The organism is Nostoc sp., from assembly GCF_036917455.1.
Lineage (GTDB): Bacteria > Cyanobacteriota > Cyanobacteriia > Cyanobacteriales > Nostocaceae > Nostoc.
In genome coordinates, this window is sequence record NZ_JBALDK010000095.1 from 14,941 (window position 1) to 35,462 (window position 20,522).

General features: G+C 41.9%; 18 protein-coding genes and 1 pseudogene. 15 read left to right on the forward strand and 4 right to left on the reverse strand.

Going from position 1 to position 20,522, the window contains the following annotated elements:
- The first annotated feature begins 136 nt into the window (after positions 1-136).
- A complete protein-coding gene (locus V7K42_RS10395) occupies positions 137-751 on the forward strand; it encodes an acyltransferase (RefSeq protein ID WP_334915874.1) in 615 nt (204 codons plus the stop codon).
- Between the two features lie 218 nt (positions 752-969).
- Here the strand turns inward: V7K42_RS10395 and V7K42_RS10400 are convergent, their stop codons facing one another.
- Entirely contained in the window at positions 970-2,349 is a 1,380-nt protein-coding gene (locus V7K42_RS10400; protein ID WP_334916056.1) for a cytochrome P450, read from the reverse strand.
- Between the two features lie 250 nt (positions 2,350-2,599).
- Here V7K42_RS10400 and V7K42_RS10405 point away from each other — a divergent pair, with 250 nt between their 5' ends.
- Positions 2,600-3,232, forward strand: coding sequence for a ParA family protein (locus tag V7K42_RS10405; RefSeq protein WP_334915876.1), 633 nt, complete (start codon positions 2,600-2,602; stop codon positions 3,230-3,232).
- A gap of 2 nt (positions 3,233-3,234) precedes the next feature.
- Positions 3,235-3,855, forward strand: coding sequence for a hypothetical protein (locus V7K42_RS10410; protein WP_334915877.1), 621 nt, complete (start codon positions 3,235-3,237; stop codon positions 3,853-3,855).
- Positions 3,856-4,262: 407 nt separating this feature from the next.
- Here V7K42_RS10410 and V7K42_RS10415 read toward each other — a convergent pair whose 3' ends face one another.
- Entirely contained in the window at positions 4,263-5,177 is a 915-nt protein-coding gene (locus V7K42_RS10415) for an alpha/beta fold hydrolase (protein WP_334915879.1), read from the reverse strand.
- Between the two features lie 263 nt (positions 5,178-5,440).
- Between V7K42_RS10415 and V7K42_RS10420 the strand changes: the two genes are divergently transcribed.
- The 7 genes and pseudogenes from V7K42_RS10420 to V7K42_RS10450 all read left to right on the forward strand — a co-directional run bounded on the left by V7K42_RS10420 (position 5,441) and on the right by V7K42_RS10450 (position 13,236).
- A complete protein-coding gene (locus V7K42_RS10420) occupies positions 5,441-5,752 on the forward strand; it encodes a BMC domain-containing protein (RefSeq protein ID WP_334915881.1) in 312 nt (103 codons plus the stop codon).
- Positions 5,753-5,838: 86 nt separating this feature from the next.
- Positions 5,839-6,189: a carbon dioxide-concentrating mechanism protein CcmK gene (locus V7K42_RS10425; protein WP_094329988.1), complete on the forward strand. Its 351-nt coding sequence runs from the start codon at positions 5,839-5,841 to the stop codon at positions 6,187-6,189.
- Between the two features lie 906 nt (positions 6,190-7,095).
- The gene (locus V7K42_RS10430) at positions 7,096-8,283 is read left to right on the forward strand and encodes a HetZ-related protein 2 (protein ID WP_334915883.1); all 1,188 of its coding nucleotides are present in this window, start codon (positions 7,096-7,098) and stop codon (positions 8,281-8,283) included.
- Positions 8,284-8,549: 266 nt separating this feature from the next.
- Complete coding sequence (locus tag V7K42_RS10435) at positions 8,550-9,782, forward strand: pilus assembly protein PilB (RefSeq protein WP_334915885.1); 1,233 nt, start codon at positions 8,550-8,552, stop codon at positions 9,780-9,782.
- Positions 9,783-9,981: 199 nt separating this feature from the next.
- On the forward strand, positions 9,982-10,665 hold the full coding sequence (locus V7K42_RS10440) for a Crp/Fnr family transcriptional regulator (protein WP_334915887.1): 684 nt from the start codon (positions 9,982-9,984) through the stop codon (positions 10,663-10,665).
- Between the two features lie 109 nt (positions 10,666-10,774).
- Positions 10,775-11,132, forward strand: a pseudogene (locus V7K42_RS10445) (ABC transporter ATP-binding protein); the annotation flags it as partial.
- Between the two features lie 322 nt (positions 11,133-11,454).
- On the forward strand, positions 11,455-13,236 hold the full coding sequence (locus V7K42_RS10450; RefSeq protein WP_334915889.1) for a M61 family metallopeptidase: 1,782 nt from the start codon (positions 11,455-11,457) through the stop codon (positions 13,234-13,236).
- 74 nt (positions 13,237-13,310) lie between these two features.
- On the opposite strand, the gene pyk is transcribed toward V7K42_RS10450, so the two are convergent.
- On the reverse strand, positions 13,311-15,080 hold the full coding sequence (gene pyk / locus V7K42_RS10455; RefSeq protein ID WP_334915891.1) for a pyruvate kinase: 1,770 nt from the start codon (positions 15,078-15,080) through the stop codon (positions 13,311-13,313).
- Positions 15,081-15,459: 379 nt separating this feature from the next.
- On the opposite strand from pyk, the gene crtR reads away from it, so the two are divergent.
- A complete protein-coding gene (gene crtR, locus V7K42_RS10460; protein WP_334916058.1) occupies positions 15,460-16,350 on the forward strand; it encodes a beta-carotene hydroxylase in 891 nt (296 codons plus the stop codon).
- An 82-nt stretch (positions 16,351-16,432) separates the two neighbouring features.
- Here the strand turns inward: crtR and V7K42_RS10465 are convergent, their stop codons facing one another.
- A complete protein-coding gene (locus V7K42_RS10465; RefSeq protein ID WP_334915893.1) occupies positions 16,433-17,410 on the reverse strand; it encodes a carbohydrate kinase family protein in 978 nt (325 codons plus the stop codon).
- A 362-nt stretch (positions 17,411-17,772) separates the two neighbouring features.
- Between V7K42_RS10465 and V7K42_RS10470 the strand changes: the two genes are divergently transcribed.
- From V7K42_RS10470 to V7K42_RS10485, 4 genes are all read left to right on the forward strand, one after another.
- Positions 17,773-18,036 carry a helix-turn-helix domain-containing protein gene (locus V7K42_RS10470; protein ID WP_334892694.1) on the forward strand — a complete coding sequence of 88 codons (264 nt, stop codon included), beginning with the start codon at positions 17,773-17,775 and terminating at the stop codon, positions 18,034-18,036.
- A 488-nt stretch (positions 18,037-18,524) separates the two neighbouring features.
- Positions 18,525-18,662, forward strand: coding sequence for a hypothetical protein (locus V7K42_RS10475; protein WP_334915895.1), 138 nt, complete (start codon positions 18,525-18,527; stop codon positions 18,660-18,662).
- Positions 18,659-19,360, forward strand: a complete 702-nt coding sequence (locus V7K42_RS10480; RefSeq protein WP_334915897.1) for a DUF6391 domain-containing protein — start codon at positions 18,659-18,661, stop codon at positions 19,358-19,360. The genes V7K42_RS10475 and V7K42_RS10480 overlap by 4 nt, the downstream gene beginning before the upstream one ends.
- Before the next feature lie 80 nt (positions 19,361-19,440).
- On the forward strand, positions 19,441-20,436 hold the full coding sequence (locus V7K42_RS10485) for a glycosyltransferase (protein WP_334915899.1): 996 nt from the start codon (positions 19,441-19,443) through the stop codon (positions 20,434-20,436).
- The last annotated feature ends 86 nt before the right edge of the window (positions 20,437-20,522 follow it).

Genomic DNA, 20,522 nt, shown 5'->3' on the forward strand with positions numbered 1-20,522 from the left:
TTTAATCAAGGCTATTCACACGGGAGAAAATCCTCTTATCTGGGAAACCTAATACATGTAAAGGGTACTAAAGTACCCACATCGTTTTTCCTCCTCGGTTAAAAGCCAGAGAGTTTATAGACTTGCATGAGGTTTTATGAAACAAATCAAAGATAAAATTACAAATAAATTAGAGCGACTATTAGAACAATGGTTAGTACCTCGTCTGGTACGGTGGGGAGAATACCTAGAAACCAAAATTAGGCGCTACAAACATCAAGAATTGAAGAGTCAATTAAAATTTTGTGGCTCAGGTCTACGATTTAAGCAAGATATTAAAATTGACCATCTGCAAAATGTATCTTTGGGAAATAAAGTCTACATTGGCCCGAATGTCTTATTAGATGGACGTGGCGGAATCACAATTGGCGACAACACTACACTTGGATTTAATGTTATTATCCTCTCTGCAAACCATGACTATCAAAGTAATAATTTGCCTTATGAGCATAATGTCTACATTCATAAACCTGTTGTCATCGGTCGTAATGTTTGGATTGGCGGAAATGTCCTAATTGTTCCGGGAGTTACCATTGGAGATGGTGCAATTGTGGCGGCTGGTACGGTTGTAACTGCTAATGTTGAATCTTTAGCAATTGTGGGAAATCAACCTATGAGAACAATTAAATACCGCGATAAAGAACATTATGAGCAACTCACTAATAAACAACAGATTCAACCTGAAATATCAGCTAATTTTTACACTGAATAGCAGTACAAAAACTCTACCGTGCAAGTAAGGCTACGGTGTACAGACAAAAAGTTTTACCCCACCCTAACCCTCCCCTTGTAAAGGGGAGGGAACTAGATTTTCCGGTTTCCCCCCTTTATAAGGGGGGATTAAGGAGGGTAATACGACTTGTGTATACACGGTAGCTGCAAGCGGTGAGGAGTTGAGTGTTTTATGAGCATAATTAGCCGAAGTTGATATTACACCAACACTGGTCTAGCACCCATAAATTGAGGCGTAGCAACCATCCGCATTCCGGCTGGTGCAGCTATTGTTAACCCCCGGCGCACAGGACGCACAGGACGCTTGTTCGCTAACGATACTTGAAATTCTGACAAAACAGTTGCCAAGACAATTTTCATTTCATACTGAGCAAATGCCATCCCAATACAGCGACGATTACCGCCACCAAAAGGTAAATATTCATAAGGTGAATATTGTCTTTCTAAAAAGCGTTCTGGTTTGAATTGCTTGGATTGTGGATAAACTTCTTCCCGATGATGCGCTAAATAAATACTGGGGACTATTGCCGTTCCCTCTCGTAGTTCGTAGCCCATAATTGTAATTGGGATTTTCACAACCCGCCAGAAAGCATTCATGGCAATTGGGTAAATTCGCAATGTTTCTTGGCAAACTGCTCTTAAATAGGGCAATTTAGCCACATTACTCAAATCGGGGTTAACTCCAAGGGTGTTGAGTTCTTCTAGCAACTTCTCACGCACCTCTGGTAAACGATCAATCCAGTAAAAAGCCCATGTTAATGCAGAAGCGGTAGTTTCATGTCCCGCAACTAGCAGTGTCATTAACTCGTCGTGTAATTCTTCATCTGACATCCCTTGACCATCGTCATAACGAGCCGCCATCATCAAACTTAAGATATCTTGCCGATTTTGTTCAGATTCAGCCCGACGTTCTCGAAGCAAAGCATAAATCAGTCGATCAATTTTTTGCCGTTGTTGCAAAATCCAACCCCAAGGACTCCACGCACCGAAGTCTTTTTGCATGAATCTGAAAAACAAGGTACTGGACATCATGGGCGAAGTCATGAAGTCTAGTAAGTCACTTAGCGATCGCCTCAGTTCTTCAAAGAGCTTTCCTTCTTCCATTCCAAATACAACCCGTAGAATAACACGCAAAGTAATTTCTTGCATCGACTCACGAATCTTGAAAGGCTTGTCAATTTGCCATTCACTACTCACCTGTCGGGTTATTTTACAGATATCCTCGCCGTAAGCCCGCATCCTTTCGCCATGAAAAGGAGGTGCTAATAGTTGCCGTTTTCGCTGATGGCGATCGCCATCCGCTAACATAAAAGAGCGATCGCCAAGCAAAAATCTTAGCCCTATATTTCCCCTTCCCACCTCAAAATGGCTGGAATCAGCAGTAAAAATCTGCTCAAGCGCTTGAGGTTGACTAAAATACACAACATGATTCTCGCTGCGGCTACTCCTAACTGTGAAAGTGTCACCATAGGTTTTGGTAAAATCATCCATATATTTCACTGGCTGACTAATAAATTTGACCATTCGCAACCAGCGCGGCATTTGAGGCCCATCAGGCAGATTGTAAGTTGCTGTCATAGGAGTTTGTAGATTTGATAGCTTCTGAATTTTATTGTTACGAGTTTTCATGTTACTTAGGGTTACATAAAGCGCTATATTCATCATTGGGGACTAGAAACTGGGGACTGGGGACTAGGGACTGGGAAGACAAGCTGGACAAAAAGGAGAATAATAACTCCTAACTCCTAACTCCTAACTCAGCACTCAGCACTCAGCACGGGCTAAACCCTAGCTATCCGCTAACAAAAGGCAGCATCGGAAGCAAGCAGTGCCAAAAATCATCGCTATTCTCAACGGTAAAGGGGGAGTCGGTAAAACGACTACCGCAGTCAATCTGGCTGCAAACTTTGCGAAGAAAAAAAAGGTGTTGCTAATTGATGCAGATATTCAAGGTTCTGCCAGTTGGTGGTTTGGGCGCAGTCAGCAAGGAATGGGATTTGATTTATCTCAAGAAACAGATCCTACACTTTTAGGTAATTTAGGAAAGATAACAGGTTACGATTTAGTAGTGGTGGATACGCCTCCCGCGCTGCGCTCTGAAGCATTAGTGGCGGTAGTTGCGATCGCAGATTATCTAGTTTTGCCTACACCCCCAGCCGCAATGGATTTAGCTATCCTCGTAGAAACAGTCAAAGAAGCCGTTATTCCCGTGGGAACCCCCCATCGGGTACTGCTGACAAAAGTCGATACGCGCAGTATTGGGGAAGCGCTAGAAGCAAAAAATACTCTCACTAGATTAGGTATTCCTGCTTGTAATACCTTTATCCGTGCCTATAAAGCTCATGAACGAGCAGCACTTGAGGGTGTAGCGATCGGTCAATGGCGAGGAAGTAATGCACGAGAGGCAGAGTTAGACTACCGCCGTGCAGCTGATGAATTACAGCGTGATTGGAGAAAATAATAATGGCTAGGAAACAAAGTCTCTCTGACTTACTACAAGAAGAGGCGCAAAAATTTACACCTCCAGAAGGTGAATCTGCGATCGAAGTTACAGCAGAATCAATTGCCGAAGAAGAAGCTTCATCTGATGAAGAATCCTCAACACAGATACCCGATCCAACTTCTACTAAGCGCACAAGTCCCACTAAAGCTGATTTAGAAGCAACTGTCAAAGAATTGACAATTAATCTCGAAAAAAGCCATAAAAAGGAAGCATCTCTGGGGCAAGAAATTGCTGATTTACAATCAAAATTATCTAAACAACAAACATTAGCCTCAGAACAAAAAATATTAGCACAACAGGCAGCAAAAGAACTTGACGAAACAAAAAAAACAGCGCTGCAACTAGCAGAAGCAAATTCCCAGCTTATAGAAGAAATTAATGCTTTAAAACAAACAGCAGAAGATAATTCTAAAAAACTTGTTGTCAAAGAAACTAGTGCTATCAAGCCAGTAAAAGAACATTACAATCCACTTAGCTACAAAAAATCACATCGTTCATCGGAAACATTAGCTCAAAATCAACCTCAAAATCAACCAAATGAGTATCCTGATAGTTCTAATGAGATGTGGTTACTTGACTAGAGTCAGTTAATCAGTCAGATAATCTATGGCACTACTTACTTGATTCAATCATCATTGCCGCAGTGCCATTTCTGACCTAAACGATCTTCATGTAAATTCCTTAACTATTTAGTCCATGTTCAATTCAAAAATGAACATACTCAGGTGTTATGTAGGAATCATATTTGATTTTTGAACAAAATTAGGTATTGTAGAGGAGCCAGTGCGTTGCGGTGAATCCAGCGCTGTAGGCGGGTTTACCAACCTAGGCGACTGGTTTTCCCGAAGGGATGTTTCCTCCGTTGTAGCAACTGACGTTGTGTTAGAACGAAGTTCGCAACGCACCACTATCAAGCGAATCGTTAGCGAGTCCGCGTTCGCGCAGCGTCTCGTAGAGAGCGTCTTGATTCTGACTTCTGAATTCTTCTTCAATTATGCCTAGTTACTGAACGTAATTCACCACAAAAGTTTAAAATATGTTGTGCAGTGATTTGTGGTTGTTCCAAGTGTGGGAGATGACCGCAATCTTGAATCCAGATGAGATTACTGTGGGGAATTGATCTGTTAAATTTTGTGGCATCCTCAGTACCCAAAATCTTATCGGAATCACCCCACAAAATTAGGGTTGGTTGTACAATCTGTGATAAAATATCCAATTTAAAAGCACTGTAACCACCACTTTTAGTAAAAGCGATCAAAGCTTGATTCCAACTGGGCATTTGTAGATGTAATGCAGCACAACATAGAGCATCGACAGAGGCAAGATTTTGATTTTTATATCCAATACGGGAAATGCGATCGCGCACCTTCAAACTACTCAAAAATTGAGTTGCTAAATAATCCAACGGTGGAAACATTACTTTACTTAACGGTGAGCCACCCGCCAACCCTGCACTGTCAATTAACACCAGTTTTTTTACTACCTCCGGGTAAGTCAGCGTAAAATCAATCGCTGTCGCGCCTCCCATTGAAGCACCTACCAAAATTACAGGTTGGTTAATCAGGCTTTTCCAGAAATAATAAAGATGGGTTTTTATGGCAGTTGGGCTATAAGCAATTCCTGAGAGTCTATCTGTAAACCCAAAACCCAATAAATCCATCGCCCAAGTTTCATTATCTCCAGAGAGTTGTGGCAAAAGCCTGCGAAACTCTAATACAGAACTGTCAAAGCCGTGAATTAATAAAATAGCAGTTCCACCACTACCTTGCTTGACATAAGTTGTGGTAACTGGTTGATTAATTAAAGGAGTAGCGATCGCAGCAGTTTGAATACTCTGAGCCAGTGCAATCGAGGTAGATTCTGTCAGTTGCCCAACTGTTTTAGGAAGAAAATTCGGAAACATAAATTTTAGTTTATCGTACTAGCTAGCTTCCACCCATCGCTAATTTTGTTAAGCAGCAAAATTATACAAATTAATTCGATTAAGTATTATTTGTAATACATAAAATATAGTCTATCGACTATCAAAACATTCTAACTCTCCACTCCTCAGTCCCCACTCCCCCAAAATTTCCGGCATCAAAGAAAGTTTTACAAAATGTTAAAATTGGGACTAAAGCCACGTACAATTAATATCGCCTATCCCTTAATCCAGGAGCTAATGCCATGCCAATGGCGGTTGGCGTAATTGAAACTTTAGGTTTTCCTAGTGTCTTAGCAGCAGCAGATGCAATGGTTAAAGCTGCCGCAGTTACAATTGTGTACTACGGTCAAGCTGAAAGCGCTCGTTTGTTGGTTGCTGTTCGGGGACACGTTGCTGAGGTAAAAAAAGCTGTTGAAGCTGGAATCGAAGCTGGAGAGGAAGTCAAGGTTGGTGCAGTAATCACCTACTACATCGTTCCCAATCCCCCGGAAAATGTGGAAACCATATTACCAATCCATTTCACTGAAGAATCAGAACCTTTCCGCATGTTCTAAGCAATTCTGCTATCAAAATCTGTAGCGAAGCTTCGTACAATTAACTTGTAGCCCCCGTCAGCGTTTATTCATACAGGAGATTAATAATGTCATTACAGGCAGTTGGAGCACTTGAAACGAAAGGTTTCCCTGCGGTGCTAGCAGCAGCAGATGCTATGGTAAAAGCTGGTCGAGTCACCCTCGTTGGATATATTAGAGTGGGTAGCGCCCGTTTTACAGTTAATATTCGTGGCGATGTTTCTGAGGTAAAAGCCGCTATGGCTGCTGGTATTGAAGCCGCAGAAAATGTATATGGCGGTACCCTCGAATCCTGGGTAATTATTGCTCGTCCCCATGAAAACGTCGAAGCTGTTCTGCCTATTGGTTACACAGAACAAGTCCAACAGTATCGAGAATCTCTAGAAAACCCCATTGTTAGATCGTCGAATAGTCGATAGATTCAAACCTCTGTGGGAAACTCAAAACAAAGAATCCCCACAAATAAATTTATTGAGAAGTCTCTTGTAAGGCTTCTGACCATTAAAGCTTTTGAAGGTTGCATTCTTTCTGTTTTTATATTTGCATAAGTTGAATTTTGAAACAGAGGGAAAGCAACAGTCAGAGTCAATAGTCAAAATCAATATTGACTGTTGACTATTCATTATTGGCAATGTCAGGGTTTGAATAATAATTTGCCAATGTTAGAAGTACAGTTGTAGGTGAAGCTAGTTTAGAGATTAAGGTTTTATTAACGACTTACCAAACATCTTTTTAAAGGCTAACTTGTGTATATACACTTAATAAAATCAAAGTAATAGTACGAAATTTAACTTAATACTATTTAACTAGAGTTTGATCCTCCCTCACCCTTCTTAAAAATGAGGGAATTAAACCGATTTGGAGAAAGGTTGGGGGGTCTTCTAAACCAAAATATCATTAATACCAACGCATATTGAGATTTAACTAAGTATTTTACTACGTAAGGGATTGTAGAGCGTTGAAACTTATACGGGTGAAATAACGTCTGATTATTGAGTTAAATTAGATTCGTTCCTCGACTCGGTTACAAAATTTCACATTTCCCCAACCCATCTGTATGCAAAACCTCATACTCAGCCCTCTAAGCAAATTTTTGTTCTCAGTTAAAAAACATAACTTTACAAAAAGTTAAAATTTACAAAATCGACCAAAATACTTGATATGTAAGGGATTGGGACATTTTGTAATTGAAAGCAAAATACTAATGCGAAAATTTCTGCATAATTTTGCTGAATTAAGACGAAATAAAAGTGGAATCACTGAGATATTTTCATGAGACTCATGAAATTAGGGACAACTGCCAGTTAAACAATTAGGTGGGACAAATGGGGGTTGTGATGCAAACTTCAAAATTGAGTTTCGAGGAGCGCAATCTCGCTATGGTAACGGATGTGGAAAAACTGGCTCTAGATTGGCGAAAGCGGTTGGCTGCGGAATGTCCAGAACAAAATGAAGCTGCTAGACAAAGTATTATTCTCTGGCTTTTGGGATCAGACTCAAAACGGTTTGACCTATTGAACCCTAAAGAACTTGATATCGCCAAACAAGCGATGGAATATCGCTGGAGGATTTTACGTCAACGCTATTTGGGGTTCGGGCGAGAACGTGCTTATCGCAACTTGATAACGCGACTGGGAAGTTTAGTGACATTACGGAATAAAATTCAGACTTGGGTTTCCCTCAGCCGCGATCGCCAGCGCAGTGTCATGGATGTATTGCAAGAAGTACTCCAAGAGTTACTGCAAACTGATGCCTACATGCAACAACAAATGGCTGATCTGAGCAAATATACAGCCGATAGACGATTGGGAGATGCTCTGCTATTTGCCAGCATAGAAGAATATTGTCTGCGGCCAGTACGCAATCAACCCCTATTAGCTTATCGGTTTGTAAATTACTTGCGTCGCACTCAGCGCGGTGGCTTAACCCAAGTGCCGGGCCGTGACTTGATTAGACTCGTCTCAGAAGAAGTCCTTACCGACGACAGTGACAATCGAGTTAACTTAGTCGATAGTCAGGCGATCGCAGAATATCAAGAAGCACAACACCTAGAGGAACAACAAGCGCTACGTCAGTCAGTGCAAAAAGAATTTGAAAATTATTTACAAGAAAATCTGGGTACAGACGCAGTGGAGTGGCTACGTCTGTATTTGCAAGGCAAATCCCAGGAAGATATTGCCCAAAAACTGAATAAGCAGACTAAAGAAGTCTACCGTCTGCGAGAAAAAATTAGTTACCACGCCGTGCGTGTTTTTGCTCTCAAAGGGAAACCAGAGCTAGTAGAAAGTTGGCTCTCAATTTCCTTGCAAGAACATAACTTGGGGTTAACACAAAACCAATGGCAGCAACTTGATGAAAAATTGACTCCTCTGGGGCGGCAGATCCTAGATTTGCAAAGAACAGGGAACTCAATAGAAACAATAGCCCAACAGTTTAAACTCAAAACTCATCAAGTTTTAGGCGAATGGACAAAAATTTATCTTGCTGCCCAAGCTTTAAGAACCCAGGAGTAGGCAATTCAAGTGGTGGGAGACAAGGTAAATAGGGAGTGGCTAGTGGAAGAGCAGGGGAAGCAAGGGAAGAAGAAGTATTAATTATTATGTCCAATCCCTAATCCCCAATCCTCAGTATTATCCCCATTCTATAATCTAAAATTCATCTTCTACTTACGTCTAATTAAGTATATATAATTGAAATTTTAACAATCCGACAAAGTATCTTTATTAACTACCTACTAAACTAGAGGCAAAATATAAATAAATACAACACAATCAAACCTATGTTGTTTTCAGAGGGCGAACTAAATAATACCGCAGCAAATGGACAGCAAATGCTAACTGTCGCTCAAACTAGTTGGGAAGAAGGGGAGGAACGCGATCGAATCTTCCAACTTATTGATAATCTTTTATCTTTTGAAGCTTGCCTTTACCACCAGATTTTGCCCTTTGGATTAGAAGATAAAAACCTCTTGCTAGGTATGGTTCATCCACAAGATAGCGAGGCATTAGATTATGCTGGTCGCATTTTGTCTTATATCAATTGCACAATGGTAATTGAAGCGATCGCAGCCGACGCACACCGCAGAATACTATCAGCCTACCTCAACCATAAGAATACATCCCAGCTAAATGCCCAACAAGTGTATCAGCCAACAGAGGACTCTTCCCAACAAAATAACGTAGCTAGCACTGCTGACAAACCTATTCCCTCCAAAAATACCGACTTAGAATCAAATCGGCAACCAACATTAATGGTGTTTGAGACACAAAAGCGCCAACATTCTGGGCAGCGTGTAGACTTGCCTCCTATCCCATTAGATCGAGCATCTCAAACTACGAGGAGTCTAGAGGGCAAGACATCCGTGGTAGCACCACCAAACAATTTACCGATTTTGCCTACACAATCTCCCGAATTACTTAGTCCGATTGAGTTGCTGTCAACACTACCACCCAAAAAATTACTAGAAGAATTACTAGGGCGAATTCTCAGTGGGGGAATTGGTCGGCTGTATTTAGAAAGACAAGCTTACGAAGGCAGGATACTGTGGAGTGATAATGGAATTTTGCAATCTGTTTTAGACAAACTGCCACTCTCTGTTTTCCAAGGAGTACTGAATGAATTAAAGCGGTTTGCTTCCCTACCTCTTACCACGGTTGCAGAGCCAAAACAGGTAGAGAAGGAATACGTATATCAAAAAAACCGTTTATTATTACGCTTGCGAATCATGCCAGGAATCTACGGTGAAGAGGCAACACTCCAAGTTCTGCGGGGAGCAGCACTAAAATTTTATCAACAACAACAATTGACGCGCCTGAGCCGCGATGCTTTAGGAATTTCTCAGCAGCTAAGTTTCAAGTTACATGAACTACAAGAACGGCTTTTACTGAATCCCAGCCTTGATTCTCAGCAATCAGAGGCTTTAATTGCCCTGACTCAATTAGTGAAAAATTTAGACCAACAGATCAAAATCTTGGTACTAGATAGCAATCCACCAACCAAAAGCAAATCATAAGTCTGTAAGTGAAACCTCTGATTTCGATCGCATACATAATTGTTATGTTGTAATAGAATTTTAGACCGATCAACCTTAGAGTTTAAGATCGAATAAATACATATTTTGCGATCCCGTTCTAAGTAAAATTACGGTTTAAATGAACTTATGATAGCGAAGTTAGTTTCACGCTCTTGAATCCATTTCTTGCAGATATTTCATGCTAACCGAGGTTTTTAGTGAACTTTTCCCCTTGATGAGTACAGCCAACCCACAAACCTTGGAATGGCTGCTCAACGTTGCAATTGAACATGAATACCCATCAGGGCGAGCCGTTGTGATGGAAGATGCCTGGGGTAATGCCGTTTATTTCGTGGTTTCTGGTTGGGTCAAAGTCCGGCGTACCGTCGGGGAAGATTCAGTAGCTCTGGCAATTTTTGGTCGTGGCGATTTTTTTGGAGAAATGGCAATTTTGGATGAATCTCCACGCTCAACCGATGTCATTGCTCTTTCACCCGTAAACTTGCTTAGTATTTCTAGAGAGCGTTTTATTCAAATATTATTCAAAGACCCGCAGCTACATCACCGGATGTTGCAACTAATGGTACGGCGATTGCGGCAAATTAACCAGCGTTTACAAATGCGGTCTTCACCACCAGCAGTCAAACTCGCCCATACCTTAGTGACTTTAGGTGAAAACTATGGTCAGGAATCAGACTTAGGAAGAGAAATTTTTAACATTCCCTTTAAAGATTTAGCAGAGGTGACAGAAATTGGCGTTGAAGAAACTACCAAAATCATGGAAAAGCTCTATGAAAAAGGGTGGATTAAGATTGATAGCGCCAAGAACATCAATTATCTTGTGAACTTCAAACAGTTGATGAACTTGGCGGGCAAAGTGTGATTGCTTTATTTATTTAGCGATACAAATAAATTTTTTGACTCTCTTAGTCTAATTACCCAATGTAAGTTTAAAATCTCACCAGGCAAGCATTTTAGACCTATCCAAATCCCAAGTTTATCATAGCTGGGTAGGCAAGCGGGGAGTTAACCTATCTGGAGGACAACGCCAAAGATTAGCGATCGCCAACGATCCTCGAATTCTCATTCTGGATGAAGCTACTTCTGCCTTAGATTCGGAGTCAGAAGCATTAGTTCAAGAAGCGATGAGCGAGTAATGGAAAACCGTACCGTGTTTATTATCGCCCATCGCTTGAGCAGTGTTTGTAGGGCTGACTGTATTCTTGTACTAGAACAGGAGAGTTGGTTGAAACTGCTACTCACACCTCCCTCTTGTCTCAGGAAGGACGCTATGCCCGTTTTTATGTTCAACAATTTTACTCTACAGATGAGCAAGGAAGCACGGTGTAGGTAGAGATGCGATTTTCGCGTCTCTACAGGAGGGGAAACCAGACATCAGAGCTGCGTCGGTAACAATTTTTGGTGCGTAGCCATAGCCCATCGTAGACATCGCAGACTGCTAAATATGGCTGAAATACTCAAATTGCCTGTAGTAATTATGTACAATGCATAAGTAGTATATTAGTTATGCAAAAGAAATAAAGTGTAATCTTTATTTGAGAGAAAGCGGATTTATCTGTGGAATCAAAACTTATAATACTGTCTTTTCTACGAGATGCTGCGCGATCGCACAGCATCTCGTAGCCTATTAACAATTACCTCAGCAAACAAGATGACTGAAGCAACAGCAACTCGTCCCAAAACCTACGTCGAGGTAACTGGGCCAACGATTCATTACCTGGTAGCAATGTCCCAACCAGAAACCCATCTGTTTGAAGTGACTTTACGCCTTGTCAATTACCTCTCGCCGATTCTCGATTTAAAATTGCCGGTATGGACACCCGGTTCCTATTTAGTTCGGGAATATGCCAAGAATTTACAGGATTTTGTGGCTTTTGCAGAGGATAAGCCTTTACCTTGGCAAAAAATCAGTAAAAATCACTGGCAGGTAGATAAAACGGGTGTTTCAGAATTAACTGTACGCTACCGTATTTTTGCTAATGAGCTATCAGTACGGACAAATCACTTGGATGCCACCCACGGTTATTTCAATGGGGCGGCACTATTTTTTAGAATACCAGGCTGCGATAAGCTACCCATTCGCGTTACCATCGTACCACCACACCCGCAATGGCAGGTAACTACTGCTCTACCTCACGTTGGTGAAGAAAAAAATACTTTCTTGGCTAGCGATTTTGATACTCTGGTGGATACTCCCTTTGAGATTGGTAGCCACCAATTGTATAAATTTGAAGTCTTGGGAAAACCCCATGAACTAGCAATTTGGGGGCAAGGTAATTACCAAGTTCAGCAATTGATTGCTGATATCCAAAAAATCATTCAGGTAGAAGCGCAGATGTTCGGCGGTTTGCCTTATGAACGATACGTGTTTCTGCTACATTTATTTAGCCAAGCTTTTGGCGGTTTGGAGCATAAAGACTCTTGCTCGTTAATTTACCAACGTTTTGGATTTCGCGCTCAGGAAAAATACGATCGCTTTATGCAATTGGTAGCGCACGAGTTCTTTCACTTGTGGAATGTCAAACGAATTCGCCCAAAAGCATTAGAGGTTTTTGATTACGACCATGAAAATTATACACCGTCATTGTGGTTTTGTGAGGGTACTACTAGTTACTACGACTTGTTAATTCCTTTGCGGGCAGGAATTTATGATGTTAGGTCGTTTTTGAATAACTTGAGCAAAGAAATTACCAGATATGAAACGACACCGGGGCGCAAGGTACAACCTGTTTCCGAGTCGAGTTTTGATGCCTGGATTAAACTCTATCGCCCCGATGCTAATAGCGGTAATTCCCAAATTTCTTACTATTTAAAAGGAGAGATGGTATCGTTGTTGCTGGATTTACTGATTCGGTCTACTCATAACAATCAGCGTTCCCTCAATGACGTGATGCTGAAAATGTGGCAGCAATTTGGCAAAGATGAAATTGGCTATACTCCAGAACAGTTGCAGGATGTTATCGAATCTGTCGCCGGAATCGATTTGACTGATTTCTTTAAACGATACATTGATAATATTGATGATTTGCCTTTTAATCAGTATTTGGAACCCTTTGGCTTACAGTTGGTAGCTGAACAGCAGGAAGAACCTTACTTAGGCGTGAGAATAAGTACAGAAAATGGGCGGGAGATGATTAAGTTTGTGGAAACTGATTCACCTGCACAAATAGGGGGAATTGATGCAGGTGATGAGTTGTTAGCAATTGATGGGATTAAGGTGACGGGTAATAGTTTAAGCGATCGCCTGAAAGATTACCAACCAAAAGATACCATCCAAATTACAGTTTTCCACCAAGACGAACTCCGTACTTATGCCATTACCCTCACGTCACCACAGCCCACTCGATATCAGGTAAAACCCGTTGATCGTCCTAACTCCACACAGCAAAAAAAATTTGCTGGATGGCTTGGAGTTGCGATCGCTACTGTTTAATTTAGGGAATTGGGAATTGGGAATGACTTGTTGCAAGTCCCCAGTTCCCAGTCCCCAGTCCCCAGTCCCCAGTCTCAAGGCGTTCTCACCGCTCCAGAGTAAATTAAACCCCGTTGCAGATCCAGGGTTATAATCGCTCCATCTCGAATCACTTGCGTTGCCTGTTTCACGCCAACAATCACTGGCACACCGAGACGTAAGCCAATCACCGCCGCGTGACTTGTAAGACTTTCCTCTTCCGTAATAATTCCGGCAGATTTACGAATAGCCTCAACAAAATCAGCACTGGTGCGCGGTGCAACTAATATGTCTCCAGGATTAAAGTTACTAACATCCATACCAGTATTAGCCACCCGTGCGCGACCACTTACTAAACCTTGTCCGAGTCCAATGCCGTGACCTAGTACCGCCGTCACCACCTCAACCTTAATCAAATCTGTGGAGCCGGAAATTCCCTGGAGTGTTCCAGCAGTCATCACTACTAAATCTCCCTCAGACAGTAACTTCAACTCCTGAGCCACATTAATTGCAGCTTGGAATGTCTGACCTGTGGAAGGTAATCCTAGCACCAATAGCGGTTTTACTCCCCACACCATTTGTAGCTGCCGCGCTACGTTCACATGGGGAGTCACGGCCAAAATCGGTGTCTGGGGACGGAATTTAGAGACATTGCGAGCTGTTGCCCCTGTTTGGGTTAGAGTCATGATTGCAGATGCACCTAGTTGTTCGGCAATTTGACCTACCGCTTGACTAATCGCATTGGGAATGGAGCGCCGAGCATCTTTTACAGAACGCAAGTTTAAGTGCTGGGCTTCTTCCTGCTCCATCCGCTCGGCAATCCGCGCCATTGTCGCTACTGCTTCTACAGGGAAGCTACCCACGGCAGTTTCATTGGAGAGCATCACCGCATCTGTGCCATCCAAAATTGCATTTGCCACATCCGACACTTCCGCACGAGTGGGTCGAGGATTGCTCACCATGCTGTCTAACATCTGAGTAGCAGTGATGATCGGAATCCCCAAGCGATTTGCTGTCGCAATTAGCCGCTTTTGGAGTACTGGAACATCTTCTGCTGGCAGTTCCACGCCTAAATCGCCTCTGGCAACCATCACGCCATCACACAAAGCCAGAACTGCCTCCATTTGTTCAATAGCTTCATGTTTTTCAATTTTGGCAACCACTGGCACTTGTTTGCCTGTACTGGAAATTAGTTCTTTAATTTCGATCATGTCCTGGGGATTGCGGACAAAGGAAAGTGCTACCCAATCTACACCTTGATCTAGACCAAACATTAGATCCTCTCGGTCTTTGTCGGTCATTGCCTTAATTGACAGATAAACGCCGGGAAAGTTTACGCCTTTGTTGTTAGAAAGTTTACCTGGTACAGTGATGCGACAATGCAAGTCACCTTTGTCTCGGTTAATCTCCTCTACAACCATTTCTACCCGTCCATCATCGAGGAGGATTTTTGCGCCAACCGGGACTTCTTCGGCTAAATAATCGTAGGTGACGCAGCTAATTTCCTGTGTCCCTATTACTGGGCGATTTGTCAATGTAAAGCGATCGCCTTTTGCCAAAACAATCGATCCGTTGTCAAACTTCCCCAAGCGAATTTTTGGGCCTTGCAAGTCTTGGAGAATAGCCACTGGTTGATTTAGTTCAAAGGCGGTTTGCCGAATTAAGCGAATACTACGCTGATGGTCGGCATGAGTTCCGTGAGAGAAGTTTAGCCGCAGCGTCGTGGCTCCCGCTTCAATAATCGCCTTAAGCATTTCAGGACTGCTAGTAGCGGGGCCAATAGTAGCAACAATTTTTGTCCGGCGCAGAGAATCTCTTAATTGCATAGGGGCTGAAGTGAGAGAGCTATCTGGGAAGTCATCGTAACTTAAGTTGCATCTCCTTTTCAGTCACTGCTATACCAATAAATGTAAGCAGTTAGAGAGGTTATCTCGGAGAGTGAAGGCTGTGGGATAGACTAGATATAGTACATCAATCTTGTATCTATCCTTCCAACGAAAGAGTTTATCCCATCAACTTTTTGCCAATTGCCATACCCCATTTATCAGTCAAGATTAGTTCAAGTCTTGAATGATAGCGTTATTCATCAACTGATATACAAAGCCGTGGATAAATATTGCTATACAAAAGGTTACAAAACTTTATTTTTTCCTAATATTTGTCGTATATTCGTAATGTTTGATTAAGAAGGAGTCAATGTTAGAAATGATCGCATCGGAGGCACAAAAGCCACTGACAATCCCGCCAAAGGAATTTTTAGCGCCTCCTGGTGATTTTAATCCCACGCTACTGCTGTTTTTGGTAGCTGTAGCAATGCTGGTATTATCTAACTTTGGTTACTGGCTTTGGGAATGGCCTCACTGGCTCTGCTTTAGCGTTAACACTATTGCTTTGCATTGTGCTGGGACGGTAATTCACGATGCTTGTCACCAATCAGCCCATCGCAACCGGGTGATGAATGCGATGTTAGGGCATGGTAGTGCATTGATGCTAGCTTTTGCTTTTCCAGTATTTACGCGAGTGCATTTACAGCATCACGGCCATGTCAACCATCCCAAAGACGATCCAGATCATTATGTCTCTACGGGTGGGCCGCTATGGTTGATTGCAGTAAGGTTTTTGTACCATGAGGTGTTTTTCTTTCAACGGCGACTGTGGCGAAAATATGAGCTACTAGAATGGTTCATTAGCCGCTTGATTGTTGGTGTAATTGTTTATATCTCAGTGCAGTACAACTTTTTAGGGTACATTCTGAATTTTTGGTTTATACCCGCTTTTGTGGTGGGGATAGCACTAGGGTTATTTTTTGACTATTTGCCCCATCGTCCTTTTGCAGAACGCGATCGCTGGAAAAATGCTCGTGTCTACCCAAATCCAGTTCTCAATATTCTAATTATGGGACAAAATTACCACTTAATTCATCATTTGTGGCCTTCGATTCCTTGGTATAATTACCAACCTGCATACTATGTGATGAAGCCACTCTTAGATGAAAAAGGATGTTATCAAAGTTCAGGATTGTTACAGAAAAAGGACTTTTTTGAGTTTGTTTATGACATCTTTTTAGGAATTCGGTTACATCACCAAAAAGAATAAATAATTTTGGGTTAGACAGTCAGCAGTTATGCCAATAATATCAGCTACTAAAAGCTGATATTATTGTTAGTTTTGCTAGTTTTTAAAGTTTGTGTGTGCTTAAAAACGCTTCAACTTCAGCATTTGTTGGTTGAGAAGCGATCGCACCTGGTTTAATGGTCGTTAGTGCCCCAACAGCACTGGCATAAGTGACGATGCGCTTTGCGGTTTCGGCATCCCGCAAGCTGTGGATACCATTCTGACTCAGTTGGTAGATGAATCCTGCCAAAAAGCTATCTCCTGCACCAGTTGTATCAACTACAGGGATGGAAAAGGAAGGTAATTTGCCTTCGTTCTCACCCAGACAGTAGGTGCAACCGTTTTCCCCATCTGTTACTAGTACTCCTTCAATTGAAGCCAAGCGGTAAGTTATGGCTCCGGGATCTGCCGTTTCAAATAGCCATTCGGCTTCTTCTTTGGAGAGTTTGAGGAAATCGACTCGCTTAAATAATTCTGGAATTTTTTGATGAGCGATATTTGGCTCGTCCCAAAATACAGGTCGCCAGTTGACATCTAGCACAATCTTCAAATCGAAATGTTCTGCTAACTCTAGAGCGCGGTAAATTGCCTGTTCGCTTTCAGGATAGGCTAATTCCAAAGTACCCAAAACCAGAAAATCTGCTTCTTGAAACAGCGAATCTGGCAATTGTTTGGCTTCGAGGCGAGTATCGGCAAATTCTGCGGTGTCATACTGACCAAATCCGGCAAAGGTGCGATCGCCAGTCAGATCTCGTGTAACATAAACTTGCCGTGTTGGTGCTGTAGAGTGGCGTTGTATTCCTGTTGTATCCACACCTACATCTTGTAATAACTTGACTAGTGCATTTCCTGGTTCATCTTCACCAACAGCTCCGATAAATCCTGTCGGTATCCCCAACTTAACTAAAGCACAGGCTACATTAGCTGGTGCCCCTCCTGGGTAAGGAGTCCAAGATTTAACTTCTTCTAGCTTTAACCCTAATTGATCGGCTAAACAATCAAACAAAATTTCACCGAGGCACAAAACACGGGAATTGCTCATTTCATTTTAAATTTTAGATTTCGATTTTGGATTAGGAATTTACAGTATAAAACCTACAACAATTTTTGCTAATTTGTCGCCAGTCCTTCATAGAATTAAATAGCAATTTTTACTACTCCATAACATCTATATGCTTTCAATATCGCCGAAATTATCTAAATGTTTATACTAATTTATAGACAAGAATAAGTGTTATATAATACTGATATATTATTGTGATTTATATTCTTGCCAACTTGAAATCCAAAGAAAATATTGACAATAGTATTACTACTAACACTTGAAACCCCTACCAACAAAAGAATCTTCTAGAATTAGAAAGAGCGATTAAGTACATATACCAAAGGAGCATAGAAATAGTCATGGCTGGTGGCAAGTCTCAGACCCCCGTTAGTCTGTCAGACAGAGAACTGCAAATTATCGACCTAGTGGCCGCTGGCTTAACTAACCAAGAGATTGCAGGAAAACTGGAGATTAGCAAGCGTACAGTTGATAACCATATCAGCAATATTCTGACCAAGACCGAGACAGAAAACCGAGTAGCTCTTGTTCGCTGGGCCTTACAGTGGGGCAAAGTCTGTTTGAATGATGTCAATTGCTGTCTTCTGCCTAACCAGATCGAATAAGCAATTTATTTAGTAAGAACATAATTGCTTTGATCTGGTGTAATTGCAAGCCAATTTTGAGGTTTACTGATTGTTTCCCTCCTCACGCCTAAGTTTTCAGTGTGAACACTCTACCAAAAGTTCCGAGTCCTTCACTCAGCCGGAATTTATGTTAGTGGAGCCGGCTGACCCTCGGACTCGGAAACTATAACAAAGAATTCCTTTTCAAATTCAGCAGAACAGATGTAGGACGGGAGCAATGCGATTTTGTGAGATGGGTAAGCAGGGGAGGCAGGGGAGGCAGGGGAGGCAGGGGAAGAGAAAGAAATAAGTGTAGAAGTAGTCTGTTTCGGTAGTAAAAAATACTAAAGATGCCTCTTTACTCCCCCTGCTCCCCCTGCCTCCCCTGCCTATTTCACGAGGATCTCACTTTTTCGCGTTGCTCCCTGTAGGACTGGGGATTGGGGAAGAAGCAAGGGAGCAGGGAGCAAGGGAGAAGAGTTTTTCCTGTGCAGCCTGCCTTTTCAATGCCCAATGCCCAAACTCAACAATCATCCATAAAAATTAGCAACAATTCAGTGGTGCAAGCGTTACATTTGAAAGAAATCTATGTTGTCCCATCGGCTTTGGGAGCAGTGTTGCAATGAATACTTCCGCCTCTTTTCAGGGTAGCTCGTCTCCCTTTGAATTTTTCAACTTTGGTTTTACGATACCTGTATCTGAGAAAGTTCCGACTCTTGAAGGCCAATTTTCAGACTTTCCGCAACCCACACAAGATGCCGACTTACTTAGGCAGCTATCATTTATTCCAGGGTTGAAAGAAATTCTAACGATCCGGCAGGTTCACGCCTTAGAACATGCGACTGTTTGGGTTCTTAGCGAATCAAACAGTGCCTATCCTGTTAAGGGAGAACCTCCTAACGTTCAGCTAGATAACGAACAATTAAGCGGTTTGTCTACTGAGCATGGATTTTACCTTTATGGTGAGGTGAATATTAGTGATTTGCGACGTGCGATCGCACTTGCTCGACATCGCCTTACTAGTGGAGAATGGGATTTAGCTGTACATCCCCGTTGCGGTACAAATTTATCAGTAGCAATGTTGTTAACAGCCGGACTAGCTATCGGCGTACATCTATTACTACCATTTCGGCCAATTGAGCAACTTATCGGTTTGGGGTTAGCAGCGACGACAGCAGCCGAACTCGCACCTGATTTAGGTTCTATGGCCCAGCGTTACCTAACAACAGCCATTCCTTTTAACCTAGCAATTGAAAATATTACCCGTACACACGACATTTGGGGTCGTGAAGCACATTTTGTTAAAGTAGGTTGGCAAGAATGAGGGGGTAGAGAAGCAGGGGAGGCAGGGGAGGCAGGGGAAGAAGAATTATTAGATTATTACCCAATTCCCTAAATAAAATTATGAGAAAACTTTACTTCTTACTTCCCGGTACAGATGGCAAATTTGCTTGTGGTGGTCTATGGGCTGAGTTAAAAGCGCTTAAACTAGCTCAGAATTTCTCTAGTGCTGATGTTGTAACTTACCGCCAACGAGAAAAAGATAAGCTTTTTCTTGATGATTTGCTCAAAGAGAAAAATTTAAATGATGTAATGTTTGTTATCAGTTGGGGATTCCATATAACTGAACTCGTGGCTAAACTTAAGCAATACAATGTTGTTTACCATGCACATAGTCCAGGTTATGCATTTAGACTACCTGCGAGTATTCCGATTGTTACTGTTAGCCGCTATACATTGGGATACTGGGGAGAAAAATCATCCAATTCTCTGATTTATTATTTGCCAAATCAAATTTCTGATGAGTTTCAAAATTTAGGTCTGGAACGGGATATTGATGTTTTAGTTCAAGCTCGTAAATCTTCTGAGTATTTAATTAAAGAATTGATTCCAGCGTTAAAAAAACGTTGTAAAGTATTGGTTGTTGACTCTTATATAGAGGATTTACCTGGACTATTTAACCGAGCGAAGGTTTACCTATATGATTCGGCTGAGTACTGGGTACAACAGGGTGTTAGTGAAGGATTTGGTTTGCAACCAATGGAAGCTCTTGCTTGTGGTTGTCAGGTATTTTCTAGTGTCAACGGGGGATTGGCTGATTACTTAGATCCTGGATTTAATTGCTATAAAATTGCTGGATATTCTCAAGAATATGATGTACAACGGATTCTCAAGGTGATTGATTCTTCAGGAACTTTTAGTTTGTCTGAAGAGTTTTTTGCTGAATATCGGACTGAAAATATTATTAAGCGTTTCCAAGTAATTTTGGATGAGTTGAATGAGTTTTTTGACCATAAAATCCAGCAGCCATCCAATATTAAGAGTTTGACGAGAGTACGGATGGCAAAATTACTTGCTCAGAAGATATACGGGAAGCTGAGGAAGAAATATTTTAAGTAATAGAAACGCACCGCAGAGACGCAGAGAAGCCAGTGCGCCCTTGCGGTTTCCCGACTTGTAGTAACTGGCGCAACACAGAGAGAAGA